Origin of the sequence: Leptotrichia hongkongensis, assembly GCF_007990635.1 — a bacterium.
Classification (GTDB): domain Bacteria; phylum Fusobacteriota; class Fusobacteriia; order Fusobacteriales; family Leptotrichiaceae; genus Leptotrichia; species Leptotrichia hongkongensis.
This window is the reverse complement of sequence record NZ_AP019846.1, coordinates 1,548,383-1,575,117: the sequence shown is the minus strand read 5'-3', so window position 1 is coordinate 1,575,117 and position 26,735 is coordinate 1,548,383. Positions and strand designations below refer to the sequence as shown.

The 26,735-nt window shown below is 30.0% G+C and carries 24 protein-coding genes and 1 tRNA gene; 22 read left to right on the top strand and 3 right to left on the bottom strand.

The annotated features are described in order from the left end of the window. Positions 1-197 precede the first annotated feature (197 nt). From FVE75_RS07375 to queA, 12 genes are all read left to right on the top strand, one after another. Positions 198-1,049, top strand: a complete 852-nt coding sequence (locus tag FVE75_RS07375) for a patatin-like phospholipase family protein (protein ID WP_147005905.1) — start codon at positions 198-200, stop codon at positions 1,047-1,049. Between the two features lie 129 nt (positions 1,050-1,178). Beyond that, positions 1,179-2,588, top strand: coding sequence for an alcohol acetyltransferase (locus FVE75_RS07370; protein ID WP_147005904.1), 1,410 nt, complete (start codon positions 1,179-1,181; stop codon positions 2,586-2,588). Positions 2,589-2,690: 102 nt separating this feature from the next. Further along, complete coding sequence (locus FVE75_RS07365) at positions 2,691-3,374, top strand: DUF6320 domain-containing protein (protein ID WP_147005903.1); 684 nt, start codon at positions 2,691-2,693, stop codon at positions 3,372-3,374. A gap of 263 nt (positions 3,375-3,637) precedes the next feature. Beyond that, entirely contained in the window at positions 3,638-4,261 is a 624-nt protein-coding gene (locus FVE75_RS07360) for an MliC family protein (RefSeq protein ID WP_147005902.1), read from the top strand. Between the two features lie 154 nt (positions 4,262-4,415). Continuing rightward, on the top strand, positions 4,416-6,884 hold the full coding sequence (locus tag FVE75_RS07355; RefSeq protein WP_147005901.1) for an ATP-dependent DNA helicase: 2,469 nt from the start codon (positions 4,416-4,418) through the stop codon (positions 6,882-6,884). 57 nt (positions 6,885-6,941) lie between these two features. Then, complete coding sequence (locus FVE75_RS07350; protein WP_147005900.1) at positions 6,942-8,996, top strand: HD family phosphohydrolase; 2,055 nt, start codon at positions 6,942-6,944, stop codon at positions 8,994-8,996. A 21-nt stretch (positions 8,997-9,017) separates the two neighbouring features. Continuing rightward, positions 9,018-9,479, top strand: coding sequence for an rRNA maturation RNase YbeY (gene ybeY, locus FVE75_RS07345; RefSeq protein ID WP_408610427.1), 462 nt, complete (start codon positions 9,018-9,020; stop codon positions 9,477-9,479). Positions 9,480-9,663: 184 nt separating this feature from the next. Then, complete coding sequence (locus FVE75_RS07340; RefSeq protein ID WP_021743321.1) at positions 9,664-10,479, top strand: diacylglycerol kinase; 816 nt, start codon at positions 9,664-9,666, stop codon at positions 10,477-10,479. A gap of 219 nt (positions 10,480-10,698) precedes the next feature. After that, entirely contained in the window at positions 10,699-11,781 is a 1,083-nt protein-coding gene (gene prfA, locus FVE75_RS07335; RefSeq protein ID WP_021743320.1) for a peptide chain release factor 1, read from the top strand. Next, positions 11,774-12,916 carry a peptide chain release factor N(5)-glutamine methyltransferase gene (gene prmC / locus FVE75_RS07330; protein ID WP_147005898.1) on the top strand — a complete coding sequence of 381 codons (1,143 nt, stop codon included), beginning with the start codon at positions 11,774-11,776 and terminating at the stop codon, positions 12,914-12,916. The genes prfA and prmC overlap by 8 nt, the downstream gene beginning before the upstream one ends. Before the next feature lie 86 nt (positions 12,917-13,002). Then, entirely contained in the window at positions 13,003-14,079 is a 1,077-nt protein-coding gene (locus FVE75_RS07325; RefSeq protein ID WP_147005897.1) for a hypothetical protein, read from the top strand. A gap of 85 nt (positions 14,080-14,164) precedes the next feature. Beyond that, a complete protein-coding gene (gene queA / locus FVE75_RS07320) occupies positions 14,165-15,187 on the top strand; it encodes a tRNA preQ1(34) S-adenosylmethionine ribosyltransferase-isomerase QueA (protein WP_147005896.1) in 1,023 nt (340 codons plus the stop codon). Between the two features lie 76 nt (positions 15,188-15,263). Here queA and FVE75_RS07315 read toward each other — a convergent pair whose 3' ends face one another. After that, the gene (locus tag FVE75_RS07315) at positions 15,264-15,764 is read right to left on the bottom strand and encodes a TlpA family protein disulfide reductase (RefSeq protein ID WP_147005895.1); all 501 of its coding nucleotides are present in this window, start codon (positions 15,762-15,764) and stop codon (positions 15,264-15,266) included. Between the two features lie 229 nt (positions 15,765-15,993). Here FVE75_RS07315 and FVE75_RS07310 point away from each other — a divergent pair, with 229 nt between their 5' ends. The 3 genes from FVE75_RS07310 (at position 15,994) to FVE75_RS07300 (ending at position 18,135) form a co-directional block, all read left to right on the top strand. Next, complete coding sequence (locus tag FVE75_RS07310) at positions 15,994-17,004, top strand: YiiG family protein (protein ID WP_147005894.1); 1,011 nt, start codon at positions 15,994-15,996, stop codon at positions 17,002-17,004. A 108-nt stretch (positions 17,005-17,112) separates the two neighbouring features. After that, positions 17,113-17,571 (top strand): OmpA family protein, encoded by a 459-nt coding sequence (locus tag FVE75_RS07305; RefSeq protein WP_147005893.1) that lies wholly within the window; start codon positions 17,113-17,115, stop codon positions 17,569-17,571. A gap of 21 nt (positions 17,572-17,592) precedes the next feature. Further along, a complete protein-coding gene (locus FVE75_RS07300) occupies positions 17,593-18,135 on the top strand; it encodes an OmpA family protein (protein WP_147005892.1) in 543 nt (180 codons plus the stop codon). 281 nt (positions 18,136-18,416) lie between these two features. On the opposite strand, the gene FVE75_RS07295 is transcribed toward FVE75_RS07300, so the two are convergent. Further along, positions 18,417-18,492: transfer RNA gene (locus tag FVE75_RS07295), tRNA-Thr, on the bottom strand. A 150-nt stretch (positions 18,493-18,642) separates the two neighbouring features. Between FVE75_RS07295 and FVE75_RS07290 the strand changes: the two genes are divergently transcribed. The 5 genes from FVE75_RS07290 to FVE75_RS07275 all read left to right on the top strand — a co-directional run bounded on the left by FVE75_RS07290 (position 18,643) and on the right by FVE75_RS07275 (position 23,629). Further along, positions 18,643-18,900, top strand: coding sequence for a SemiSWEET family transporter (locus tag FVE75_RS07290; protein WP_147005891.1), 258 nt, complete (start codon positions 18,643-18,645; stop codon positions 18,898-18,900). Positions 18,901-19,187: 287 nt separating this feature from the next. Further along, positions 19,188-21,833 (top strand): valine--tRNA ligase, encoded by a 2,646-nt coding sequence (locus FVE75_RS07285; RefSeq protein WP_147005890.1) that lies wholly within the window; start codon positions 19,188-19,190, stop codon positions 21,831-21,833. 264 nt (positions 21,834-22,097) lie between these two features. Then, positions 22,098-22,208, top strand: coding sequence for a lipoprotein (locus FVE75_RS10955; RefSeq protein ID WP_172618798.1), 111 nt, complete (start codon positions 22,098-22,100; stop codon positions 22,206-22,208). Between the two features lie 45 nt (positions 22,209-22,253). Then, positions 22,254-22,679 (top strand): NfeD family protein, encoded by a 426-nt coding sequence (locus FVE75_RS07280; protein ID WP_147005889.1) that lies wholly within the window; start codon positions 22,254-22,256, stop codon positions 22,677-22,679. A gap of 35 nt (positions 22,680-22,714) precedes the next feature. Then, a complete protein-coding gene (locus FVE75_RS07275; RefSeq protein ID WP_021743309.1) occupies positions 22,715-23,629 on the top strand; it encodes an SPFH domain-containing protein in 915 nt (304 codons plus the stop codon). A 137-nt stretch (positions 23,630-23,766) separates the two neighbouring features. Here the strand turns inward: FVE75_RS07275 and FVE75_RS11515 are convergent, their stop codons facing one another. Continuing rightward, on the bottom strand, positions 23,767-24,003 hold the full coding sequence (locus FVE75_RS11515; RefSeq protein WP_147005888.1) for a hypothetical protein: 237 nt from the start codon (positions 24,001-24,003) through the stop codon (positions 23,767-23,769). A gap of 292 nt (positions 24,004-24,295) precedes the next feature. Here FVE75_RS11515 and FVE75_RS07265 point away from each other — a divergent pair, with 292 nt between their 5' ends. Both FVE75_RS07265 and FVE75_RS07260 read left to right on the top strand, forming a co-directional pair. Beyond that, on the top strand, positions 24,296-24,991 hold the full coding sequence (locus tag FVE75_RS07265; protein ID WP_147005887.1) for an N-acetylmannosamine-6-phosphate 2-epimerase: 696 nt from the start codon (positions 24,296-24,298) through the stop codon (positions 24,989-24,991). 116 nt (positions 24,992-25,107) lie between these two features. Then, positions 25,108-26,727: a PTS transporter subunit EIIC gene (locus FVE75_RS07260; protein ID WP_172618797.1), complete on the top strand. Its 1,620-nt coding sequence runs from the start codon at positions 25,108-25,110 to the stop codon at positions 26,725-26,727. Positions 26,728-26,735 lie beyond the last annotated feature (8 nt).

The following is a 26,735-nucleotide window of genomic DNA, read 5'->3' as shown; positions in this document are numbered from 1 at the left end:
TTTTTCAATTTTAGTATAATACTTGCAAACCTACGTTTTAATTACACCTTGACAATTAATAGAAATCAATTTTTTCTAATAATTTATTTCAAAAATTTGAACAGTAAAAAATTAAATTATTAAAAAAGTAGAAAAATACAATCAAAGGGTGTATAATAGGAGAAAACAAAAAATTAATATTGAAAGGGATGAAATTAATGAAAGAAAAAACAGGGTTAGTATTAGAAGGTGGAGGACTTCGGGGGATATTTACGGCAGGAGTGCTGGATTTCTTTTTAGAAAAAAATATTGAATTTGATAGTTGCATAGGCGTATCTGCGGGAGCTTGCCATGCCTGCAGTTATTTAGCAAAACAGCATAAAAGAGCGTTTAATGTGTCGGTAGATTATCTGGATGATAAAAGATACTGCAGTTTATACAGCTTGATTACTACTGGAGATTTGTTTGGAGTAGACTTTGTTTATGATGAGATTCCGAATAAATTGAATCCAATTGACAATGAAGCGTTTATGAAAAATAAGACAAAATTTCAGGTAGTAATTACAAATTGTGAGACTGGAGAAGCGGAATATCCGGAAGTCAAAGACTTTGACAAGGACACTGTTTATGTAAGAGCTTCAAGCTCTTTGCCGTTGCTTGCCAGAATGGTTAATATTAATGGAAATGTTTATCTAGATGGCGGAGTTTCTGATTCAATACCAATTAAAAAGTCTATGGAAAATGGAAATACAAAAAATGTAGTTGTCTTGACACGTGATAAAAATTATAGAAAAAAACAAAGTGCATTGGGTAAAATTACTGGGATAAAATATAAAAAGTTTCCTAAATTTGTAGAACTTATGAATACAAGATATAGCCGATATAATGAAGTGCTTGACTATATTGATGAGCTAGAGGCAAAAGGAGAGATTTTTGTGATTCGTCCAGAAGTGGAACTGACACTTGGGAGAATTGAGAAAAATAAGAAGAAACTTTTGGAAGTGTATAGTATTGGCTATGAAACAGCGAAAAAAAATTATGAAAATTTGAAAAAATATTTGGAAGGGTAATAATTTTTTGATTATCTGAACTTGAGCATTTATAAATAAGAGTTGAATTTGTAAAAGGAAAGTTTTGAGCAAGCTTGTTTAAATAATGCTTTGGAAGTAAAAAAATAAATAAAACAGAAGAGGATAAAAGTGAAAAATGAAAAAATATGGTATGAGCTTGACGCTTTTGCAAAAACATATTCTTCAATAATTAGCGAAGGAAGAACAACCTGTTTTCGGCTTTCAGTATTGTTTTCTAAAAATATTGACTTGGAAATATTGCAAAATGTTGTAATTTCGCTTGAGAAGAAATATCCATTCTATAATTCGGAACTGAAAAAGGGAATTTTTTGGAATTATTTGCAGCAGAAAAAGACTCATTTTATAATTGAAGAGGAGAAAACTTATCCTTGTACGGATATACAGAAGGATAATCCGCTTAGGATCATTTATTTTAATAATAAATTGTCGATAGAAATAGCACATTTTTTGACCGATGGAAAAGGTGCGGCATTATTTTTTCAGGATTTGATTGAAGAATATTTGGAGAAAAGGTATTTTTTGGAAAATTTTGAAAAAGATAAAAAGAATAATTTAATTTACAAGACTGAAAAAAAGAAGGAAATAGAAATTGAAAAAATAAATAAAATAATTAATTTTGGGAAAAAGATAAATAAAAATGAAAAAGATTTTGAAAATAAAAAATCTGAAAAAAACTTTTTTGAAAAAACAAGAGAACTGCTGGGAAATGACAGTGGATTGAAAAATTCTCAAAAAAATGAGTATGTCGATCTTTATGAAAAGTATATGAGGAAAGTGAGTAAGGAAACTACTATAAAGTCAGCATTTCACTTGCCAATGAAAATACTGGAAAAGGGGCAGTACCATATTACAACTGGAGAAATTGATGTGGAAAGCCTGAAGGTGGAGAGTAAAAAATATGGGACTACTATTGGGAAATATCTTCTTTCAGTATATTTCAAAATTTTGCTGGATAGGTATTCACAAGCCAAAAATCCAATTGTGATAGGAGTGCCGGTTGATTTGCGAAAAATTTTTGAAGAAACTACATACAGAAATTTTTTTATAAACATAACTCCTAGCATGGATGCAAGTCTTGGTGCATATTCCCTCTCTGAAATCATAACTTATCTGGATAACTATTTTGCCTTAAAAATTACAAAAAAAGAATTTTACAAAAGTATATACAAGGCAATGAATCCAATACAAAATATAATAATAAAGTCTGTTCCATATTTGATAAAACGTATGTTTTTCCCATTTATATTTGATTATTACGGAGAACGGGGCTATACAACAGGATTTTCAAATTTAGGAATTTTTAAAGTTGATAAAAAGTATGAAAAGTATCTAAAGGGATTCCGATTTTTACCGCCACCAAGCAAAAGGTGCAAAATCAAGATGGGAGTTGTAAGTGACTTTAATAAGGTTTATGTAAATTTTGGAAATTTGACTGCAAATTATGATATTGAGAGGGATTTTTTTGTTTATTTAAGAAAGAGAGGAATAAAATCTAAGATTATTACTAATTATTTTTAGTGTTTAACAAATTAATACGAATAAAAATTATGTTTTAAAATGGATAGCGCAACTTTTGAGACTAGTTTTAAAGTAAAATTATTATAGAAAAAGAGGATAAATATGTATTGTATAAAATGTGGAGTAGAGCTGGAAGACGGTGCGAAAAGATGTCCATTGTGTGAAACGCCTGTTCCTGAGATAAAGGGTCTGGAAGAAAAGAAATTTGTAAAGGAATATCCGATGATTAATATAAATTTGTACGAAATGAAAATGAAGAAAGTTAAAAAGGCTATTTTTTTATCATTTTTTACAATATCAATAATTTCGATTCTGGAAGTTCTTTTTCAAAATTTGATAATGTATGGAAAATTGGAATGGGGTTATTATGCAATTCCGTCTATTTTAATATTTGATTTAGGATTGTTTGTTTTTTTGGATTTATATAGAATGAGAACAAATCTATTTTTATTGTTAAGTGGATTTACAAGTTATTTTTTATTGCTTGATTTTGGAGATAAAAAGTTGACTTGGAGTATAAAGCGTGGAATTCCTATTGTTATCGCTCTTTATCTTATTAGTCTTGTTTTTTCATATGTCTGGGATAAGCATAAGAGTGACAGATTAAAGATACTAAATTTTTTCATTTTTTTTGTTGGAATATTTCTTTTGATTTTGGAACTGATTATTAGTAAAAAGATGACTTGGAGCATATTTTCATCTATTCCGTTATTTATTTTGAGTATAATGTTAAGATATGCGTATAAGTCTTATAAAGAAGAGTTTAAACGTAGATTACACAGGTGATAGAGTTATTTTTTTTATAGGATTATTATATTAGAAATCTATTAAAAATATAATCGATTAAATATTGAAATCAAAGTAAAGTAAGGTATACTCATATTGAAATTTGAGAAGGGATTCAAAAATTTCAAAAAATGTAATTGTTATAGCCAGATTACTTTAAAATGGATACAGTTTGGGCTATTCTCAAACAGAATTTATATGTTTCATTTTTAGGAGTTTGAGCATATAATAAAAAATAAATTGAAGAAAAGAGAGTGAGTGTTATGAAATCAACAAAAAAAATGATTTTAACAGCTTTAGTTGGAGTTTTAGCTATTAGTTCTATTGGTTTTTCAGCCGCAGCAGCAAAATCTTCAAAAAAAGCATCAAATTTATCAAGAAAGTTTAGTTGCAGCAACAAAGAAGTAACAGTACAAAATCTTTCAACAGACAGAGTAAAATTGACAGATGCAAATGGAAAAGTTTACAATCTGAAATTAACAAAATCTGGTAGTGGAGAAGAGTACAAAGGTGGAGGAGTTTCAATTCACATAAAAGGAAATGATGCAGTCTTCACAAAAAATGGAAGCGATGAAAGCTGTTCTATGACAGCAAGTGACAGTTCAACTAGCAACAATCAAAGTTCTAGTAACAATTTGCTAAGAAAATTCAGCTGTGACGGTTATCAAGATATAACAGTTGAAAATGTTTCAACAGACAAAGTAAAAGTAGCTGATGGTTATGGTGGAATTCACACTTTAAATTCAGCATCATCTGGTAGTGGAGAAAGATATTCAAATGGAAATATCTCTATCCATATGAAAGGAAACGAAGCTGTTTACACAGAAAATGGAAAAGATAAAAGCTGTAGCCTTCAAAACTCTGGGCATGGTTCAATTGAAGAATAAGGTCTAAAAAATTAAAATTAACAATTAAAAACTAATTTAAAAAGCTGTTTATATAATTTTTAAAATTATATCAAATGGCTTTTTTCTATATTTTTAAAAAGAAAAGTTGAAAAAAAGCCTATTATATAGTAAAATCTTTACTATAGGAGGAAAGATGAAAGTTGCTGAATTTATTAATGCGAAAACGATAGAAAAAATGCGTCTGGAAATTAGTGAATCTGGTGGAAATGAAGTATTTTTTCGTGGGATTCCTAATGGAGAGGGGATAGTTTCTGAAGTCGAAGTTATTGCGAGAGGAAATTCCAGTTCTGTTGCTGCATTATTAAATATGATGAGAAAAAATGAAGTTATAATACATAATCATCCGTTTGGAGTGCTAATTCCTTCTGATGAAGATGTGAGTATTTCCAGCATGTATGGAGAAGTTGGGGGAGCTTCATACATTGTGAATAATGCTGTGGATGATATTTATGTGATTGTGCCTTTAAAAGAATTTATAAAGATAGATGTGGATGAATATTTTGGTGAAAATGGGGCTATTCATAAGAATTTTGGAAAATTTGAGGTACGGCGTGAGCAGTATGAAATGGCTAAGTTTATTGAAAATAGCATGAATGAGAATAAGAAACTTATAGTAGAGGCTGGTACTGGTACTGGAAAGACGATTGCCTATTTATTGCCAACATTGCTTTACGCTATTGAAAATAATCTAAAGGTAATTGTTTCCACAAATACCATCAATTTGCAGGAACAGCTTGTTAATAAGGACATTCCGCTTTTAAAAAAAATTATTAATGAAGATTTTAATTATCAGATTGTGAAAGGGCGTGGGAATTATCTTTGTAAGAGGAAACTTTATAATATAGATGTTACAGAGAAAGAAACAGATACGGAAGAGGAAAGAACTGAAAAAAATATTATAAGAAATCTTATTGACTGGGATAAAAATGTTACAAGGACAGGTGACAGGAATGAACTGAAATATGAGATTTCAAATAGTATATGGGAAAAAGTGAACAGTGAAGTGGATATGTGCAAAGGCGTAAAATGTCCGCATTATTCAAAATGCCATTTTTTTAAAGCTAGAAAAAATGTTGCAGATGCTACACTTCTTATTGTCAATCATCATATGTTTTTTGCTGATTTGGCAATTAGAAATCAGACAGGGTTTTATACAAATTATTCAATTTTGCCAAATTATGATATTGTTGTTTTTGATGAGGCTCACAATATAGAAGATACAGCTCGAAATTATTTTACTTTTGAAACGTCAAAAATATCATTTGGACGGCTTATGGGGAATATTTATAATAGACGTGTCGTAAATTCCAGCAATGGTGGGGCTATTGTAAGATTAATGACTTATCTGAACGAAAGTCTTTCAAGTGAAGAATATGAGAAAGTCGATGAATTGAAGGAAGATGCTATTGCAGAATTGAATATATTTTACGATAAGGGAATAGATATTTTTGATAAATTGATATATCTTTTTTCAGAAAATAATAACAACAGGGAAATCAAAATAAAAATTGATAAGCAGAAAATGCAAAGTAATATGGCTTTTCGTGAAGTTATGGAAATTAATAGCCAATTTAAGGAAAGTTATGGAAATTTAGTTATAAGAATTAATAAGTTTTTAAATACAGTGAGCAATTATAATTTGGAAGATAAAGAGGGGTTTTTATTTGAATTTTCAAGATATTATGAAAGATTGAAGCAATATTATAAGAAATTTGAGTTTATTCTGGAAGGGAAAGAAGAAGGGTATGTTTACTGGGCTAATGTTACTACAACTCGTCCAAATGTAAAATTATATGCTACTCCTTTCGATATTTCGGATGAACTGAACGATAATTTGTTTACAAAAATGGATAGGATGGTTTTTACTTCAGCGACACTTGCTGTTGACAATAAATTTGATTATTATAAAAAAAGTATTGGGCTTATGAAGGAAAATCGTAGGAAAATAGACGAAAGGATTGTAAAATCGCCATTTGATTACGAAAAACAAATGAAAGTTTATATTCCAGAAGATGCACTTGATCCAACAAATATCGAATTTTTAAGGGATTTGGAAGAATTTATTGAAGGTGTAATAAAAAATACGAAAGGGCATTGTTTTTTATTATTTACTTCATATAGTGCGTTGAACTTTTTATACAACCAGTTAAAATCACGTTTCTCAGAAAAGGAATATACGCTTATAAAGCAAAATGATTTTCCAAGGCACGAAATGATAGAAATATTTAAAAATTCTAAAAATCCAATATTATTTGGGACAGACAGTTTTTGGGAAGGTGTAGATGTACAGGGGGAACAGCTGCAATCAGTAATCATCACAAAACTGCCGTTTAAAGTGCCAAATGACCCTGTAACTGAAGCGATTATTGAAAACATTAGAAAAAATGGACAGAACCCGTTTAATGACTATCAAGTTCCGCAAGCTGTAATTAAGTTTAAGCAGGGAGTTGGGCGGCTTATTAGAAGCAAGACTGATAGCGGAAATATTATAATTCTAGATAACAGAATAATAAAAAAAATGTATGGAAAAAAATTTTTATCGGCTTTGCCAAGAAACAAGGTAGTTGAAAGTAAAAGTGAAATTTTAAAAAAGATGAAGTAATAGAGTATTGTAAAAGCAAAAAGGGAGTTTTATAAAATTTAGGAAAGGAAAGGGAAAATGAGAGTAAATATACTAGGGCGTGAATTTGTTTTTGAAGTAAAAGAAAAAAATAAAAAAGATAACGAATACCAATCTAATGTCAAGAATAAATTTATGTTCAGATTTATTATTTTAGTAGTTACATTCATGATTTTTGGAATAATTATAGAAATGTCAAGGCTGAATGTAAACTATGTTGTTGGAAGCATTGCAAAATCTGACATTGTGGCATACAAAAATGTATCGTATTTTGTAGATATTCTAGATGACAGTATTGAGGAAAAAATAATGAAGACAACACAGCCTGAATTTGATAAACTGAAAGATGTAAACAGAGAAACAGTAATTTCACTTAATAAATTTTTACGAGATGTACGGAATATGCAAGTATCTGATGATGCTGTTATTGAAAAATATATAAAAGAAAATAAATATACATTTAGCATAAAGGATATTCGAGAAATAGCAGCAAGAACAGAAAACGTTGAATATTCGGTAAATCTTACCGAAATTATATCTGAAATTTACAGCACAGGAATTTATAAAATGGAAAATCTGTCAAAAATAATACGAAAAAAAGATATAAAAGCAGATAATCTGGATATGAAAGTGCTGCAAAATTTTATAAAACCAAATCTAGTTATTAATGAAGAGGCTACAAAGAAAAAAATTGCAGATAATATGATGTCGTTAAGGGATAAGGAAATAAAAATTTATAAAGGAGACATTATTGTAAAAAAAGGAGAAACAATTGATTCGGATGCACTTTTAAAGCTTGAAAAATTAAATTTAGTAAGAAATGGAGATAAATTGAGGAAAATAGTCGGACTTGCTTCTACATTCTCGCTTCTTATGATATTAATTTACTATTTGCTTAGAAAAAATGTAAAAAAAATTGTAGAATCAAAGGCGTTCTATCCGACACTTATTACAATAGTATTTGTAAATGTTTTCTATATTTTATTTTTAAATAACGAGTTTTTTATTTATTTACTTCCATTCGCAATGCTTCCTATTATAACAACAATTTTGGGAAATAAAACGTATGCGATTATTTTGACATTTTCAAATATGGTTATCTTGTCAAGGGAAGAATCGTGGTTTTTGGTTACAATAGCAGTTTCACTGGTTGCAGTTTATAAGGCTGCAAATCTTGTGAGCAGAAGTGATATTGTAAAATTGAGTTTCTTTTTAGGAATATTTCAGGCATTGATGGCATTTAGCTATGGATTAGTAAATCAGTTAAGTTTTGGATTAATTATGTTAATGATAGTGTTTTCAGTATTTTCAGGGATTTTAACTGGAATGGTGTCGCTTGCGGTTCTGCCGTATTTTGAAGATTACTTTGAAATTCTGACGACAATGAAATTATTAGAATTAAGTGATTTTTCACATACCTTGCTTAGACAGCTTCTTATGAAAGCACCAGGAACATTTCATCATAGTATAATGGTTGGGGCTCTTGCGGAAGGGGCTGCTGAAAGCATAGGAGCAAATGCTACTTTTGCAAGAATTGCCTCATATTATCATGATATCGGGAAAATGAAGCGTCCAGAGTTTTTTGTGGAAAATCAGCGGGATGGAGTTAATCCTCATAATAAGATAAAACCATCATTAAGTGCATTAATACTGACTTCGCATACAAAAGATGGATATATTATGGGAAAAGAGAATAAACTGCCAAAGGAAATATTGGATGTAATACTACAGCATCACGGTACAACACTAACACAATATTTTTATTACAAGGCGCTAGAAAGTGGAGAAGAAGTTGTGGAAAGTAATTTTAGATACAGCGGGCCTAAGCCGAAAACAAAAGAATCAGGAATAATCCTTCTGGCAGATACGGTAGAAGCGGCAACAAGAACGCTTGAAAATAAAAGCAAGGAAGGAATCGAAAACTTTATCAGATATCTGGTAAAATCTAAAATTGAAGACAAGCAGTTAAGTGACTCCGACTTGACTTTGGGAGAGATAGAAACTGTAGTACAGTCATTTATAAATACCCTCCAAGGTGTTTATCATGAGAGAATAAAATATCCAAAAATGGATGAAAAAACTAAAAAAAATTAAAAATATAAAATGGAGAAAATTATGGTAGAAGTAGATATAACTTATGATATTGAAAAAATTGACAATTTTTTTGATGAGCCTAAAATAAATGAATTTGTGAGCTATATTCTAAAAAATGAATATAAAGAAGAATTTGACAAAAACGAATACTATCTTTCATTACTAATTACAACAAATGATAAAATTCAGAAAATAAACCGTGAGTATCGCCAAAAAGATACTCCAACTGATGTAATTTCCTTTGCCTATAATGAAACTGAAAACTTTGGAGCAGTAAATATGTTAGGTGACATTGTAATCTCAATTGAGCGTGTAAAAGAGCAGTCTAGCGAATATGGACATTCTGATGAGCGGGAATTTTATTATGTATTATGTCATGGAATGCTGCATTTACTGGGATATGATCATATTGAAGAAGAAGATAAAGTTGTTATGAGAAGAAGAGAAGAAGAAATTTTGAGCAAATTTAACTATAATAGATGATAATTTTATACAAAATCTAATTTAAATAAAGAATAAAAAATCAGTATTTCTAAATAGTTAAAATATTATTTTTTAATTTTAATAAGTCAACATAGTTTTTATTTATGGCAATAAACAATATTGCAAAAATAAAAAAATTAATGCTTAAATTAAAATTTATTGAAATTAGAAAGGAGTGAAGATTTTGGGAGAAAAAAATAAAAAAGAGAAAAAATCAATTTTTGGGCTATTTCATAAAAAAGACAGATACAATTGGGATATAAAAAAAGAGAGGGCAAGAGATAAAAGGCTTGTGGACAGTTTTAATTTTGCAATTGATGGTATGATTTCGGCATTGCAGAATGAAAAACATATGAAAGTACATATACTTGCTGCAATTGTTATTGTAATTTTAGCAATTCTTATAAATGCAAGCAAGGTAGAAATCCTTATAATTTCACTGTCAGTGTCATTTGTAATAATTACAGAACTTATAAATACAGCGGTTGAGGCACTTGTGGATTTAATTTCTCCTGAACGGCATCCTCTTGCAAAATTAGCTAAGGATGTTGCAGCTGGAGCGGTTTTAATTGCTGCGATTAATGCACTCTGTGTAGGTTATCTGCTATTTTATGATAAATTACTGGATATTTTTGATGGCACAAATAAATTGCATGTTATTGCAGGAAGAAAAGGGAATATCTCGATTTTAATATTAATTCTAGTTGCAATCCTTGTGATTGTTCTTAAATCGTTTTTTCAAAAGGGAACACCACTTGAAGGTGGAATGCCAAGTGGACATAGTGCAATAGCTTTTTCAGCATTTGGAATACTTTTATTTATGACTTCAGATGTAAGAATATTGATATTAGGCTTCTTTATGGCTGCATTAGTTGCACAGAGCAGGGTTAAGTCTGGAATTCACAGTATTAGAGAAGTACTGGCTGGAGGATTGCTTGGTTTTTCAGTTTCGTTTATTATATTGTTTGTAATGATGAAATTTGGAATTTTATATAATTAAAAATTGAAAAAAGTTAAAAAATGTGTTATAATAACTGTTGGTAAATATTATTATAATAAAGTAATTTTATAAAAATACCGCTTTAAATTTGGGTCTAAAACCTATAATTATAATTAGTTATATGGATTTTAGATTTCAATCAGTTTTATCAAATCTGATTTTTAAAAAGTTCAAATATAATATAAAAAATAGGAAAATTTAGGAGTTGAAAAATAAATTATGTTTCAAAAATTAGACGATGTTGTCTTAAAGCATAAAGAACTTACAGAAATGCTTATGGATCCTGAAGTTGTTTCAGACCCAAAGAAAATTATGGAGTATAATAAGGCTTTAAACAGCATTGATGAAGTTGTTCAAAAATATACATATTACAAAAATCGTAAAGAGGAAATGGAAAGCCTAAAAGAAGACTTGAAATCTGAAAAAGATTCAGAAATGAAAGAAATGATGCTTGAGGAAATTCATTCAATTGAAGAAGAAATTCCCCATCTTGAAGAAGAATTAAAAATTCTTTTACTTCCAAAAGATCCTAATGATGATAAAAATGTTATCATGGAAATCCGTGCTGGAGCGGGTGGAGATGAAGCAGCATTGTTTGCAGCCGATATTTTCAGAATGTTTACAAGATATGCAGAAAGAAACCGTTGGAAAACTGAAATCATTGATAAAAGTGAAATTGGTGTTGGTGGATTGAAGGAAGTAACATTCTTAATCAAAGGAAATGGAGCGTATTCAAGATTAAAATTTGAAAGTGGAGTTCATCGTGTACAAAGAGTTCCAGCTACTGAATCTTCAGGAAGAGTTCACACATCTACAATTACAGTTGCAGTACTGCCTGAAATAGACGATGTAAGTGAAGTTGAAATTAATCCAAGTGATTTGAAAATTGATACATACAGATCAAGTGGAGCTGGAGGACAGCACGTAAATACTACAGATTCTGCTGTAAGAATAACTCACTTGCCAACTGGACTTGTAGTAACTTCACAAGATGGACGTTCGCAAATAAAAAATAGAGAGGCTGCAATGAAAGTACTGGCTTCTAAGTTGTATGAAATGGAATATGAAAAACAAAGAAGTGCAGTTGAAAATGAAAGACGTTCACAAGTTGGAAGTGGAGATAGATCAGAAAAAATCAGAACATATAATTTTCCTCAAGGAAGAGTTACTGATCATAGAATTAAGTTGACACTTCATAGGCTAGATGGTGTTCTAGATGGAGATTTAGACGAAATGATAGATGCCTTAATTGCTTATGAACAGGCTGAATTGTTAAAAGAAGTTGGAAGTGGAAATGAATAATTTACTGGATATATTGAATAAATCGGTTAATTATTTAGAAAAAAAAGGTATAAAAAATGCCAGATTGACAGCAGAAAGTATCATTTCAGAAGTAATGGGAATGGAAAGAATTATGCTCTATGCTGAATTTGAGCGTATGTTATCAGAAGATGACTTAAAAAAAATTAGAGAAAAACTAAACGATATAACAAATAATGATAAAAAACTATCTGACAATAATGATTTTGAAAAAAATGAAAAATCTGAAAAGCAATTAAAATTACTACTTGATAAAAGCATTTCATATCTTGAAAAAAATAATATTGATGAAAGTAAGCTAATTGCGGAAATTATATTTTCACATGTTTTAAATATTGATAGAATGATGCTTTTTACAAAGTATAGAGATGAAATTGAAAATGAAAAAATCGAAAAAATCAGATATTTTATTCAAAAAATTGGGCGTGAAAAATTTCCAGTTCAGTATTTGCTAAATGAACAGGAATTTTATGGAAGAAAATTTTACGTTGACAAGGGAGTTTTAATTCCACGTCAGGATACAGAAGTTTTAGTTGAAAAAATGATTGATATTTTGAAAAATGATATTACAAAAAATCAAAATTCAAAAATTCATCCTAAAATACTTGATATTGGCGTTGGAAGTGGTATAATAGGAATAACTGCTGCATTAGAAGTAGAAAATTCTTATGTACTAGGTGTGGATATTTCTGAAAAAGCACTTAATACTGCTGAAAAAAACAAAGAACTTTTAAAAGTTTCAAATATAAAATTTTTAAAATCAGATTTATTTGAAAATATTGAATTTAATCAGTTTGATATGATAGTGTCAAATCCACCATATATTTCCCTTAATGAAATAGGTATTATGTCAGATGACGCTTTATTACACGAGCCGAGTGAAGCACTTTTTGCAGAAAATGACGGATTATATTTTTATTATGAGATTTGTCAGAAGGCATCTGATTATTTAGCTGATTTTGGTTATTTATTGTTTGAAATTGGCTATAAACAGGGAAAAAATGTTGCTGAAATTATGACAAGCTCAGGTTTTAAAAATATTGAAGTTATAAAAGATTTAGCTGGATTAGATAGAGTTGTCGTAGGACAGAAAATTATAAATAAAATTGAAAATTAACAAAAAATATTAAATAATTTTAGATTTTTAAATATTTTATTTTGAAAATTAAAAATTATCTAATAAAAAGGAATGGAGATGAATCAATGGTTAGCGATAGGAGAATTTTTAAAAAGACAGGAGCGTTATTGTTAGGATTAACATATTCAATAATATCATTTGGAAGTGAGAATATCAAAGAAGCAGTTTCGTCATCAGAAAGTGTCGAAAATGTAAATATGCCAAAATCTGAGCCAAAATTAGTTGCATCATCGAAAACAAATAATTCTCAGCTGGAAAAGTTAATTAAAAATCAGTACAACAATAAAAGTATTGACTTAAATGTAAATACAAGTTTGAGAAATATGCGTGATAGCGGAAGCTATGAGCGTCCAAATGTAAATACTTACACAGCAAATAGAAAAACTCAGCAAGGAACTCCAGATATGAAATTATCAAAAGAGCAATTACTGGCTGTAGCTGAAAGAATTTTTCAAAATGAAACAGGTGGAGTTAGAAATAATCTAGTAGACTGGAATGACGGAGAGAATTTCCCTTCACTTGGTATAGGACATTTTACTTGGTTTAAAGCAAGTGGTGGAAGAAGTGGGTTTGGAGATAGTTTACCTGATATGATTGCTTATTATAAACAACAAGGAATTCAATTGCCAAAATTACTTTCTGAATTTAGATACTCACCTTGGAACAGTAAGTCAGAATTAATGGCTAAAAAAGCTAATGGTGATAAGGATATTCAGGAATTGATAGCATTTTTTGATAACACAAGAGATATTCAGGTAATGTTTATTTATGAAAGATTAAAAGGTTCACTTGATAAAATGCTTGAAGCATCTTCAAACAAAGAAAATTTAAGAAATCAATTTGAAAGAATGGTAAATACTCCTAATGGACTTTATGCATTAATTGACTACGTAAACTTTAAGGGTGAAGGATTAAAAGGTGTTTCTTCATACAATAATATAGCTTGGGGATTAAGACAAGTACTTGAAAACATGAAAGGAACAGCAGTAGGACAAAGTGCATTAGTAGAATTTAGTAATTCTGCCAAAGATGTATTAGCAAGACGTGTAAGAAATGCTCCGAGAAATGAGAGAAGATGGCTACAAGGATGGTATAATAGAGTAGATACATACAAAACTTTTGAAATTGGAAGAGCATATTAACTGAATAATGATTATGGCAGGGAATTATTAAATTCCCTGTTTCCTTTAAAATAATAAAAATATAGAAATAGGAGAAATAAATCAAATGAAAATTTCAGATTTTGATTTTGAACTGCCTGAGGAACTGATAGCACAGCATGCTGTAAATCCTAGAGACCATTCAAAATTATTAGTGTTAAATAAAAAAGAAAAAACATTGGAACATAAAAAATTTTATAATATTATAGATTATTTGAAAAAAGATGATGTTCTTGTAATTAATCGTACGAAAGTTATTCCAGCAAGATTGTTTGGACATAAGGAAAATGGAGTTGTCTTAGAATGCTTTCTTTTAAAAAGATATGATATGTATACATGGGAAGTTTTGCTAAAGCCTGCTAAAAAGTTAAAAATTGGACAAAAGCTCATATTTTTGGAAGGAGTTTTGGAGGCGGAACTTTTAGAAATTAAAGAAGATGGGAATAGAGTTATAAAATTTGATTTTGAAGGCAGATTCGAGGAAATTTTGGACAAATTGGGAGAAATGCCGCTTCCGCCATATATTATGGAAAAACTGGAGGACAAAAATAGATATCAAACTGTCTACGCTAAGGAAGGTGAATCAGTAGCTGCTCCAACTGCAGGACTTCATTTTACAAATGAACTTTTGGAAAAAATTCGTAAAAAGGGAGTTATTATTACAGAAGTATTTCTAGATGTGGGACTTGGGACATTTCGTCCAGTACAGGTGGAAAATGTGCTAGATCATAAAATGCACAGTGAAAAATATCGAATACCCGAAGAAACCGCCAAAATTATCAATGAGGCGAAAAAAAATGGGAATCGTGTGATTGCAGTAGGAACAACATCGGTAAGAACATTGGAATCTTCTGTTGATGAGAATGGAGAATTAATAGCTTCCGAGGGAGATACAAATATCTTTATTTATGGAGATTATAAATTTAAAATTGTAGATGCAATAATTACAAATTTTCATTTGCCAAAATCTACATTAATTATGTTAATTTCAGCATTTGGTGGAAAAGAATTTGTTTTTGATGCGTATAAGAAGGCAGTTGAAGAAAAGTATAGATTTTATAGTTTTGGAGATTCAATGTTTATTTACTAAAAGTCATTTGTTTTGATTTTTTATATTTTTGGTAAAAAAAGGATTTAAAGTGTAAAAGCTCTAAATCCTTCTTGTTTTATTTAAGATAAAATGCTGATTTTATATTATCATACTTCATTGTTCCGCCTAAAAGATTTTCAATTGTTGAATTTTCAATTTTTATGTTGTATGGAATACTATTTATTTTGAAGCCTTTCATTATCGAATCATCAGCGTCAAAATAAACTGGGAAAGTAAATTTATTTTCCTCTACATATTTTTTAGTTGATGATAAGTTAGTTTTTCTTCTTGTGAATACAACTAATACATTTATGTTATCCTTGTTTTCATCATAAAATTTTTGGACATCTGGCAATTCCATACGACAATAAGGACACCATTCTGCTGCAAAAACTAATAATGTAGGTTTTTTATTATTGAATATTTTATTACTTTTTGTATACTTTCCATTAAAATCTCTTAATTCAAAACTAGGAATTTTAGCTCCAACTTCCATATTCACATCAAGAACCTTATCTTTTCCGTATCCTATTAAGAATACCATAAACATTGAAATAATAACTAATAATTTTTTCATTTTTTTCCCTTCTTTCTGTCAATAAATTTTATTATATTATATAATATTTTTTTGAATATGTAAAAAAAATTTTATTTGATTTTTTTGTAAAAAATATATTATTTTTATTTGACATTATTTATAAAAATTATTATAATTATACTAAAGAGATAAAATAAATTTTAAATAAAATTCAAAGAAGTTTAAAAATTATTTTTACAGTAAAATAGAGGAGGATTGAAAATATTATATGAAAAAAATTGGGATAATACTAATAATAATGCTGGTTATAGTATTTTTATCAACAAGAACGGGGAAAATAGAGAAAAAATCATTAAGTGGAGTTTCTAAGGAGCAGGCTGTATTAGAGAAGAATAAAGATAAATATAACAAGCATATACGTTTTTACAATAGAATTCTTAATATTGACAAGGGACTATTGTATTTGTTGAAGATGCTGGAAGAGGATAAGAAGTTTAAAAATATTCAAAATGAAGAAATTACAGCTGATATTGCAATTGATAAAAACTTTATTGATAAATTAAAAGAATTATCTGAAAGTAAAGAAAAAAAAGATGAATTGGATAAAAAAGCGATAGCTATGCTTCCAGTACTTGAAAAAATGTTGCCGATTACCGATGAAATGAGAACATATTATAAAAATAAGCAATATTTACAAGATAATTATGCGAAAGCGCAAGATTTACATACGCAATTACTTGCAACTTTGGATAAATATAATCAAGTTACAAAAAGTTATAAAGAAGTATTTGAAAAAAAATCAGATGAAATTAAAAAGCTGATGATAAAAGATTACGATAAGAGAAAGCAGTATATTACGTATAATCAATTTATGTTCATTGAGGAAGGCGACCAGATTATAAAGGAAATACATAAGCAAGGACTTGATGCAAGCGACTTTACTGCAAAAGGGAATGCAAAAAAATTCAAAAAATTAGAAGAAAAAATGGATAAAGCCTTCATAAAATTTGAAAAATCTATAAAAAATACAAAACAGCTTGAAAAAGAAGGATATAATCCTGGAGATCATAGTGAATTTATTCAGAAAGCAAATAAATTTAAGCAATCTGTAAATGTATTTATCCAAAGAATAGAGAAAAAGGAAAAAGCTTCACATTCGTCTGTAAGTGACAGTTTCTTTGCACAGACTGAGGAAGGGACACCAGAAAATGTACTTGCAAACTTCAATGAAGTAATAAAGGAACACAACAAATTATTAGCCAAAAAAACTAAAAAATAATAATTAAAATTAATTTATGAAAGAAAGATTTGATTTTATCAGATTTTTCTTTTTTTTTACAAAAATATGGTATAATTCTAGTGAAAAAAGTGTTAAGGAGTGATAATAATGAAAAAAGCAGTTATATTTTTAGTAATGGCAGTTGGAATAAATGCAATGGCACATTTAGGAGGGCCTTGTTCTGTAAGTGAGAAAAAATGTGTTATAAGAGGATTCAAGGTAGATGGAAATATTCTGAATGAATCAGAAGCTTCTAGTATTAGGGAGATTGTTGATATATTGAATAAATATGGCAAATCTGGAACAATTGATATTATAGGACATACAGATTCTACAGGTTCACAAAAACATAATTTAAAATTATCAGAAACAAGGGCAAAAAACTTTGCAAGATTAATGAGAGAATTTGGACTGGATAAAAGATTTTCCTTTGGAAAAATAAAAGGTGAAGGAGAAAATTCGCCTGTAGATACAGATGACAGAGTTGAAGGCAGATACAATAACCGAAGGGTTGAAATTCTTTTGAATAATGTAGAATTTGAAACTCAAGAAAATAAGCAAAATTAGAATTTTAAAGGAAAAAAGATTATGAAAAAATTAATTATACTTTTGATGATAGTAATAGGTATGAGTGTGCAGGCAGAGGAAATTAGAAAAAAAGAAGAAAAAATTAATACGGAAAATACTAATTATATTCCAGAACCTCCGATGTTAACTCAGATAATTTGCGGTTTTCCACCTTGTGATTTGACATATGGAAAATGTGTAGTTCGTGGATTTAAGGTGGATGGAGAAAAAATGAATGAATCTGAAAGTTATGATTTGAAATACATTGCAAATATGCTTAATACCCATATAGAAAAAGGTTCTCTTGAAATTATAGGGTATACAGATTCAACTGGTTCAAAAAAACATAATCGAAAATTATCTTTGGAAAGGGCAGTAAATGCAGCTAAATTATTGCGGGAATATGGATTAGATAAAAGATTTTCCATTGTGAAAATTATAGGAAAAGGTGGGGAAGAACCTATGGATACAAATGAAACTGTAGAAGGAAGATATAATAATAGAAGAATTGAAATCATTTTAAATGATTTGGAATATAAAGAATCAAGATTTATAAATGAATAAATATCAAATGAATTTAAAGAAATATTATAGTAAAACTAGTTAAAAATAGAACTCAAAAATTATGACTATTTTACTCAAACCTTAAATTATATAATTTCTATCAGTTCAATTTTAAATAGGTTCGAGTATATTATAAATTTTTATGATTACTGTTCTTTTTGAGTTATAAAATATTTTATGATTTAATACCAAAAGTTAAAGTTGATATTTTCAAAAATAAAAAAACTATTTTATTAAAATAAAATAGTTCTAAAATTATAATATGAGTGATTTTTATAAAGTGGTGCCGCTTGTCGGACTCGAACCAACCACCTACTGATTACAAGTCAGTTGCTCTACCAGATGAGCTAAAGCGGCAAAATTTACAAAAATATTATATCGAATTTTTATTGTAATGTCAAGGGAAATTTAATTTGATTTTTTATTGTTTTTTCAAAAGGCTTTGTGATATACTTTTATTATTAAAACTTGTTAATTTTATTGAAATTTAAAAGATTGGAGAACAAAGTGAGCGAAAAAAACTTAAAAATTTTAGGATGGATTGGAACATTACTTTCTGTAATAATGTATGTATCTTATGTTCCACAAATAGTAGGAAACCTACATGGGAACAAAACATTTTTCTTACAGCCTTTAGCAGCAGCAGTTAACTGTACGATATGGACAAGTTATGGGCTTTTAAAGGAAAAAAAAGATTATCCTTTATCAGCAGCAAACTTTCCAGGGGTAGTCTTTGGGCTACTTGCAACAATTACGGCATTTTAGACAATTTAATTTTAAAAATTTATTGTAAAGTTCATTTGAATGATAATCAATCATTTTTATGAGCTTTTTTTGATAATTTCTTTATAAAAGTAGAAAAAAAATCAGCTTTGTGATAAAATATACAATATAATTTAATTAATCTGTAAAATAAAAAAATATAGCAATTCTAGTTTAAAATGAGAGTGGAGGATTGGGCTATAGTTATTAGCTAATTCATTGTTTTTATATATTTTTGCTCTAGTTTTTAAGTGAGTTGATTATATGAAATTAAAATAGGAGGAAGAATAATGCCAAATGAACTGAATAAAGTTTATTCACCAAATGAGATAGAAGATAAATGGTATAAAATATGGGAAGAAAAAGGATATTTTAATGCACAGCATAATGCAGAAAAACCAGGATATTCAATTGCTATTCCACCACCAAATGTTACAGGGATTTTACATATGGGTCATATGCTTAATAATTCAATACAGGATGCAATTATTAGATATAAGAGAATGAGCGGATTTGATACACTTTGGATTCCAGGGATGGATCATGCTGGAATTGCTACGCAAAATAAAGTTGAGAGAATGCTGGCTGATGAAGGAACTTCTAAAGAGGAAATTGGGTATGATGAGTTTTTGAGAAGAACTTGGGAATGGAAGGAAAAACATGGCGGGCTGATTACGAAACAGCTTAGAAAACTGGGAGTTTCACTGGACTGGACAAGAGAGAGATTTACTATGGATGAAGGGCTTTCAGAAGCTGTAAAGGAAGTATTTATCAAACTTTACAACGATGGGCTCATTTATCGTGGAGAATACATTGTAAACTGGTGTCCGCACGACAAGACAGCACTTGCTGATGATGAGGTAAATCACGAGGATAAAAATGGAAAAATCTGGGAAATCAGATACCCAGTTAAAGATAGCGATGAGGAATTTATAATTGCTACGACTCGTCCTGAAACAATGCTTGGAGATACAGGGGTTGCAGTAAATCCAAATGATGAAAGATACAAGCATCTGATTGGAAAAACTGTAATTTTGCCTCTTATGAACAGAGAAATTCCAATTGTGGCAGATGAATATGTGGATATGGAATTTGGGACTGGGGTAGTTAAGATGACTCCGTCACACGATCCTAACGACTTTGAAGTGGCAAAAAGAACTGGACTTGCATTTTTAAATATTTTTACAGAAGATGCGCATGTAAATGAAAATGGTGGGAAATATCAAGGGCTAGAAAGATTTGCTGCTAGAAAGGCTATACTTGCTGATTTGGAAGAGCAGGGACTGCTAGTCGGAGTAAAAGATCATAAGAATGCTGTGGGGCATTGCTATAGATGTAATTCGATTATCGAGCCAAGAGTTTCTACGCAATGGTTTGTAAAAATGGAGCCGCTTGCAAAAAGAGCATTGGAAGTTGTAAAAAATGGAAAAATTCAAATTACGCCAAAAAGATGGGAAAAAGTTTATTACAACTGGCTGGAAAACATAAGGGACTGGACAATTTCACGTCAAATCTGGTGGGGACACAGAATACCTGCCTATTATTCAGAAGACGGAACAGTTTTTGTGGCAAAAAGTCTGGAAGAGGCAAAAATTCAGGCACGTGAAAAATTTGGAAAAGATGTGAACTTGACGGAAGAAACTGATGTGCTTGATACTTGGTTTTCATCAGCATTATGGCCATTTTCAACATTGGGCTGGCCAAATGAAACTGAAGATCTGAAAAAATTCTTTCCTACAAATGCACTTGTTACAGGAGCAGATATTTTATTTTTCTGGGTAGCAAGAATGGTAATGATGAGTCTTTATATAAAAGATGAAATACCATTTAATTATGTTTACCTGCATGGAATTATACGGGATGAAAAAGGTAGAAAAATGAGTAAATCTCTAGGAAATTCGCCTGATCCCCTTGACTTGATAGCAAAATACGGTGCAGATGCAATAAGATTCAGCTTTTTATACAATACTTCACAAGGACAGGACATTCATTTTTCAGAAAAACTTCTTGAAATGGGTTCAGCTTTTGCAAATAAAGTGTGGAATGCGTCAAGATTTGTATTGTCGAATCTGGAAGATTTTCATGTTTCAACAACTGTGGATAATTCTGAATTTAAACTTGAAGATAAATGGATTTTATCCAAATTGCAGACTGCTTCAAAATTGATTAATGAAAATATGGAAAAATATGAACTGGACGCTGCTGCAAAATTGGCATACGAATTTTTCCGTGGAGATTTTTGTGACTGGTATGTGGAAATTGCCAAAACACGTGTTTATGGACAGGAGGGTAGTGATAAAGTTGTGGCACAGTGGGTATTAAGACATGTTCTTGATAAAGGGCTGAAAATGCTGCATCCATTTATGCCGTTTATTACTGAGGAAATTTGGCAAAAATTACAAACTGGCGAAGAAACAATTATGTTATCAGATTTTCCAGAAGAGGAAAAAGAGTTTATAAATATTGAGGCTGAAAAAGAATTTGACTATCTGAAGGAAATTATTTCGGCAATTAGAAATATCCGTGGAGAAGCAAATGTTTCACCATCTAAGAAAATTGAGGTTATTTTCAAGACAGCTGATGAAAATGCAAGAAATATTTTACAAAATAATGCCAAAATACTGGATAAACTGGCAAATGTTGAAAAATATGAATTTAATGTGGAAATTCCAAAACTTGTAGGATTTAGATTGGTTGATACAACTGAGATTTTTGTTCCATTAGCAGAGTTAATTGACTTAGACAAGGAAATTGAAAAATTGGAAAAAAACATTGAAAAAACTCAAGTTGAACTGGATAAAGTATTGAAAAAATTGTCTAATGAAAATTTTGTTGCGAAAGCAAAACCTGAAGCTGTAGAAAAAGAAAGAAGAATAAAAGAAGAGCTTGAAAACAAAATTGCCAAGTTTAAGGAATCAATGAATTTGTATAAATAATATAAAATTTAATTTATTAGACAATTTTAAGAAATAAAAAATTGAAAAATTAAGATTATATTGTAAAATATATTAAGTAAAATAAATTTAAAATGGAGGAAATATGAGAAAGCTTTTGATATTGGTCTTATTGGCTTTAGTTTTAAGTTCGTGCTTATCAGCCAATGTAGGTGTTGGACCAGGTGGATTGCATGGTGGAGTTGGAGTTTATTTCTAGATTTTAAGCCAACTAAATGGGAAAAATTTTTTAAGAGGTGAGATAAAATGAAAAAACTAATTATTTTGATTATGATTTTGTTCACGCTTGCGGCTTGCAGCAGTACTGGAAAAGGGACAAATTCGATTCATGTTGGAGTAGGTGTTTCAGGACTTTAAGATTTTGTAGCTGAAGTATTTATCAGAAAAAAAGGAGAGAGAAAAATGGGAGCATTATTTTGGGCAATTTTGTCAGGAATAACAGCAATTCTGGAAATAATTATTCCAGGGCTTGTAACAATTTGGTTTGCACTTTCAGCTTTAATTGTAATGTTTCTTGCAAATTTTATAGAAGATTCGCTAATACAGTTTTTAATATTCGCTGTACTTTCGGTAATTTTCCTAATATTTACACGTCCAGTCTTGAGAAAATACATTGAATCGCAAAGAAAGACAAATTTTGATGCGAGCATGAAAGGGACTGATGTAAAAATTGAAAAAGTAGTCGATACTAAACAAGCTGAAAAGGAATATGAAGTAAAATTTAAAGGATCCATTTGGACAGGAGTAAGCGAGGAAATATTGTCAAATGGAGAAATTGTTAAAATTAAAGGTTTTAAAGGCAACAAGATAATTCTTGAAAGAAAGTAATAATTTTTTAAATAAAAATAGGAGGTAATATTATTATGTACTGGACTTTACCATTAATAGTTATTCTTATTGTAATAGCGTTAATTTACATTTTTAAATCAATAAAGATTGTACCGGAATCACGTGTACTTATAATTGAAAAATTGGGAAAATACGATAGATCTTTAAATTCAGGACTTAGTTTTCTGAATCCATTTTTTGACAGAGTTGCAAGAAGCGTTTCTTTAAAAGAACAAGTTGTGGATTTTCCGCCTCAGCCTGTTATTACAAAGGATAACGCCACAATGCAAATTGATACAGTTGTTTATTTTCAGATAACTGATCCAAAGCTGTATACTTATGGAGTAGAGCGTCCACTTTCAGCAATTGAAAATTTGACAGCGACAACTTTGAGAAATATTATTGGAGATATGACAGTTGATCAGACATTGACTTCAAGAGATATTATTAACACAAAAATGCGTCAAGAACTGGATGATGCCACAGATCCTTGGGGAATAAAAGTAAACCGTGTGGAATTGAAAAGCATCTTGCCACCAGCTGACATTCGTGTAGCAATGGAAAAGGAAATGAAGGCGGAACGTGAAAAAAGGGCAAACATTCTGGAAGCACAAGCAAAAAGGGAAGCGGCAATCTTGGTTGCGGAAGGAGAAAAACAGGCTGCAATTTTAAGAGCAGAAGCTAAAAAAGAACAGCAGATAAAAGAAGCAGAAGGGCGTGCAGAAGCAATCTTATCAATTCAAAAAGCACAAGCAGAAGCATTGAAACTGTTAAACGAAGCTGCACCAACAAAAGAGGTATTGTCATTAAAAGGAATGGAAACATTTGAAAAAGTGGCAGACGGAAAATCAACAAAAATCATTATTCCAAGCGAATTACAAAATCTGGCTGGAATGGTTACAGCATTTTCGGAACTTGCTAAAAAAGATAAAGATGTGGAACAAAAATAGGATATATGGGACTGAACGAGATGTTCAGTCTTTTTTTTGAAAATTTTTAAATTACATAGATTGTAATAATATAATCTTGAAAAAAATAGCTTTATACTAAATTTGATTTAAAATTTTTATAATAGGTTAATTTATAGTTATTCAAGTAAATTATTTTTATATATTTTGATTAATAAATATTTTTTCATACTATTATGTTTTTTCTTTTTATTCTCGTAGGATTGCTCATTGCCGCAAAACCTTATCTTGCAGTAGAGGTTTATCCTGATAATCAAAATATTTGGCAAGATTGTTACGCAATAACCTATGGCTAGTTTACGACATTTTTCTGCACTGACAAAAAACTCGCTATACTCAGACAGTTTTGTCAGCACAGAAAAATGCTCCAACGGGTTATTTATACTAGAATCTGATTGAAAAATGAAAATTATATTTTAATTATTTTAAATATACCCTTTATTAGAAAAGTTTGTAATAATTTCATTATTTAAACAGGAAATCGTATTATTTTGATAGATAAAAGAGTTCAAATATAATTTGAAAAAGATTAAAAAAAAATTTTTTTTATAATAAAAAATTAAAAAGTTTTTCTATTGACAAATTGAAAAAATAGGGTAACATAGGAATATAAGAAATATTAATTGAAGGGTAAAAGAAGGTGTAATTATGAGTAAAGAAAAATTATTGGAAAAATTAAAAGGGAAATTGATTGTTTCATGTCAGGCATTGCCTGGAGAACCTCTTTATATAGAAAATGGGACTATAATGCATCTTATGGCTATTGCGGCAGAACAGGCTGGAGCTGCGGGAATAAGAACAAATGGAATAAGAGATATTGAAGAAATCAAAAAAAACTTAGATTTACCTGTTATAGGATTAATCAAAAAGCAATATGAAGGATTTCCTCAGCATATAACTGTAACGATGAAGGAAATAGATGATTTAGTGAAAGCTAAAGCCGATATAATTGCATTAGACTGTACAATGAGAGAACGTCCTGAAGCAAAAACAATAAATGAATTTATAAAAAAAATTAGGGAAAAATATCCTGATGTGCTATTAATGGCAGATATTTCAACATTTGAAGAAGGTGTGAATGCTGAGAAAGCTGGTGTAGATTTTGTAGGAACAACACTTAGTGGATATACTTCCTACAGTAAAAAATCAGAAGGGCCTGATTTTGAATTAGTAGAAAATCTTGCTAAAACACTTCATATTCCAATAATAGCAGAAGGAAAAATACACGAGCCGAAGCAGGCAAAAAAAATGCTGGAATTGGGTGCATTTGCAGTAGTTGTCGGAGGAGCTATAACAAGACCTCTTGAGATTGCTCAAAGATTTGTTAGGGAAATGGAGAAATAAAAATTAGTAATTAAAAATAAATATTATAGAAAGGAAATTATTGAAACTGTTTTAGAAAATAACAAAGAGAGGAGGAAATATAATATTTTAAATGGTTTCAATATATGGTATATGCTATGAAAAATAATGGAATTTTTGCAGTATTACAGAAAATAGGTAGGGCTTTTATGTTACCTATCGCAGTATTGCCAATGGCGGGAATACTTTTAGGGGTGGGAGGTTCTTTTACGAATCCTATTCTTATAAAAACATATAATTTAACTTTTCTTGAACCAGGAACGCCCTTAAATTATCTTATGCAGTTGTTTTCTAACGTAGGATTGTTTGTTTTTGCAAATTTACCTTTACTGTTTGCAGTTGGTGTAGCTATAGGGCTTGCAAATAAAAATAAAGAAACAGCAGCGTTATCAGCAGTTTTGGGATTTTTGCTTTTTCACACTATAATAGGGACAATTTTGAGTTTTAAAGGGATAACTCCTGATTCAGTAACTTATGATGCTCTTATTGGAAAAGGTTTGAGTGAAGCTGCGGCAAGAGGAACAGCGGCATTGTATGCGAAGGAACTTGGAATATTTACATTACAGACGGGTGTGTTTGGTGGTATCGTGTGCGGTATTGTGGCTTCGGCAATTACAAACAAGTTTTCAGATAAAAAATTACCTGATTATTTGGCATTTTTCAGCGGAAATAGATTTGTGCCTGTTATGACAATTATTTTATTTATTCCTTTGGCAGCAATATTTCCGTTTGTTTGGCCTACAATCTTTATGGGAATTGTGAAAGCTGGAGAAATGTTTGCAGCTACAGGGGCTATAGGAACATTCTTCTATGGATTTACAATGAGATTGTTAAATGTATTTGGATTGCACCATGCGATATATCCTCTGTTCTGGTATACTCAGCTTGGAGGTTATCAGGAAGTGGGAGGACAGATGGTAGCAGGAGGGCAAAATATATTCTTTGCACAGCTTGCAGATCCGTCAGTAAAACATTTTAGTGCAGCGGCGACAAAAACAATGACAGGTGGATTTTTACCTATGATGTTTGGATTACCTGCAGCAGCTCTTGCAATGTACAGAACTGCAGATGACAAGAATAAAGCGGCTATAAAAGGAATATTGCTATCAGCCGCATTGACATCATTCCTTACAGGAATAACTGAACCGATAGAATTTACTTTCTTATTTGTAGCACCTGTATTATACGTAATTCATGCAGTGCTTGAAGGACTTGCCTATATGCTGATGTATGTGCTTAATGTGGCAGTAGGAATTACATTCTCAAGAGGAATTATAGATTTCACTTTCTTTGGACTTTTACAAGGAAATGCAAAGACTTCATATTACTGGATACTAATATTAGGCCCTGTATATGCACTTGTATATTATTTTGTGTTCAAAACATTAATTTTGAAATTTAACATTCTTACACCAGGTAGAGGAGATTCTGAAAATAAACTTTATACAAGAAAAGATTATAACGAAGCTAAAGAAAATACAGAACTTATAGACAATATAGTAGTTTCATTAGGTGGAGCAGAAAATATAGAAAATATAGATGCCTGCATTACAAGACTTAGAGTTACTGTAAAAGATGCTTCTATAGTTGCTGATGATGCGAGATGGAAAGAATTGCAGGCAAAAGGTGTAATTCGTTCTGGAAAAGGAATTCAAGTAGTGTATGGAACTCAGGCTGAAACATATAAAAATCAAATAAGAGAAAAATATAGAATATAATTTTTACA

Coding starts and splice junctions, on each gene's coding strand:
- FVE75_RS07375 (WP_147005905.1), top strand. CDS start 198: ATGAAAGAAAAAACAGGGTTAGTATTAGAAGGTGGAGGACTTCGGGGG.
- FVE75_RS07365 (WP_147005903.1), top strand. CDS start 2,691: ATGTATTGTATAAAATGTGGAGTAGAGCTGGAAGACGGTGCGAAAAGA.
- FVE75_RS07360 (WP_147005902.1), top strand. CDS start 3,638: ATGAAATCAACAAAAAAAATGATTTTAACAGCTTTAGTTGGAGTTTTA.
- FVE75_RS07355 (WP_147005901.1), top strand. CDS start 4,416: ATGAAAGTTGCTGAATTTATTAATGCGAAAACGATAGAAAAAATGCGT.
- FVE75_RS07350 (WP_147005900.1), top strand. CDS start 6,942: ATGAGAGTAAATATACTAGGGCGTGAATTTGTTTTTGAAGTAAAAGAA.
- ybeY (WP_408610427.1), top strand. CDS start 9,018: ATGGTAGAAGTAGATATAACTTATGATATTGAAAAAATTGACAATTTT.
- prfA (WP_021743320.1), top strand. CDS start 10,699: ATGTTTCAAAAATTAGACGATGTTGTCTTAAAGCATAAAGAACTTACA.
- prmC (WP_147005898.1), top strand. CDS start 11,774: ATGAATAATTTACTGGATATATTGAATAAATCGGTTAATTATTTAGAA.
- FVE75_RS07325 (WP_147005897.1), top strand. CDS start 13,003: ATGGTTAGCGATAGGAGAATTTTTAAAAAGACAGGAGCGTTATTGTTA.
- queA (WP_147005896.1), top strand. CDS start 14,165: ATGAAAATTTCAGATTTTGATTTTGAACTGCCTGAGGAACTGATAGCA.
- FVE75_RS07315 (WP_147005895.1), bottom strand. CDS start 15,764: ATGAAAAAATTATTAGTTATTATTTCAATGTTTATGGTATTCTTAATA.
- FVE75_RS07310 (WP_147005894.1), top strand. CDS start 15,994: ATGAAAAAAATTGGGATAATACTAATAATAATGCTGGTTATAGTATTT.
- FVE75_RS07305 (WP_147005893.1), top strand. CDS start 17,113: ATGAAAAAAGCAGTTATATTTTTAGTAATGGCAGTTGGAATAAATGCA.
- FVE75_RS07300 (WP_147005892.1), top strand. CDS start 17,593: ATGAAAAAATTAATTATACTTTTGATGATAGTAATAGGTATGAGTGTG.
- FVE75_RS07285 (WP_147005890.1), top strand. CDS start 19,188: ATGCCAAATGAACTGAATAAAGTTTATTCACCAAATGAGATAGAAGAT.
- FVE75_RS10955 (WP_172618798.1), top strand. CDS start 22,098: ATGAAAAAACTAATTATTTTGATTATGATTTTGTTCACGCTTGCGGCT.
- FVE75_RS07280 (WP_147005889.1), top strand. CDS start 22,254: ATGGGAGCATTATTTTGGGCAATTTTGTCAGGAATAACAGCAATTCTG.
- FVE75_RS07275 (WP_021743309.1), top strand. CDS start 22,715: ATGTACTGGACTTTACCATTAATAGTTATTCTTATTGTAATAGCGTTA.
- FVE75_RS07265 (WP_147005887.1), top strand. CDS start 24,296: ATGAGTAAAGAAAAATTATTGGAAAAATTAAAAGGGAAATTGATTGTT.
- FVE75_RS07260 (WP_172618797.1), top strand. CDS start 25,108: ATGAAAAATAATGGAATTTTTGCAGTATTACAGAAAATAGGTAGGGCT.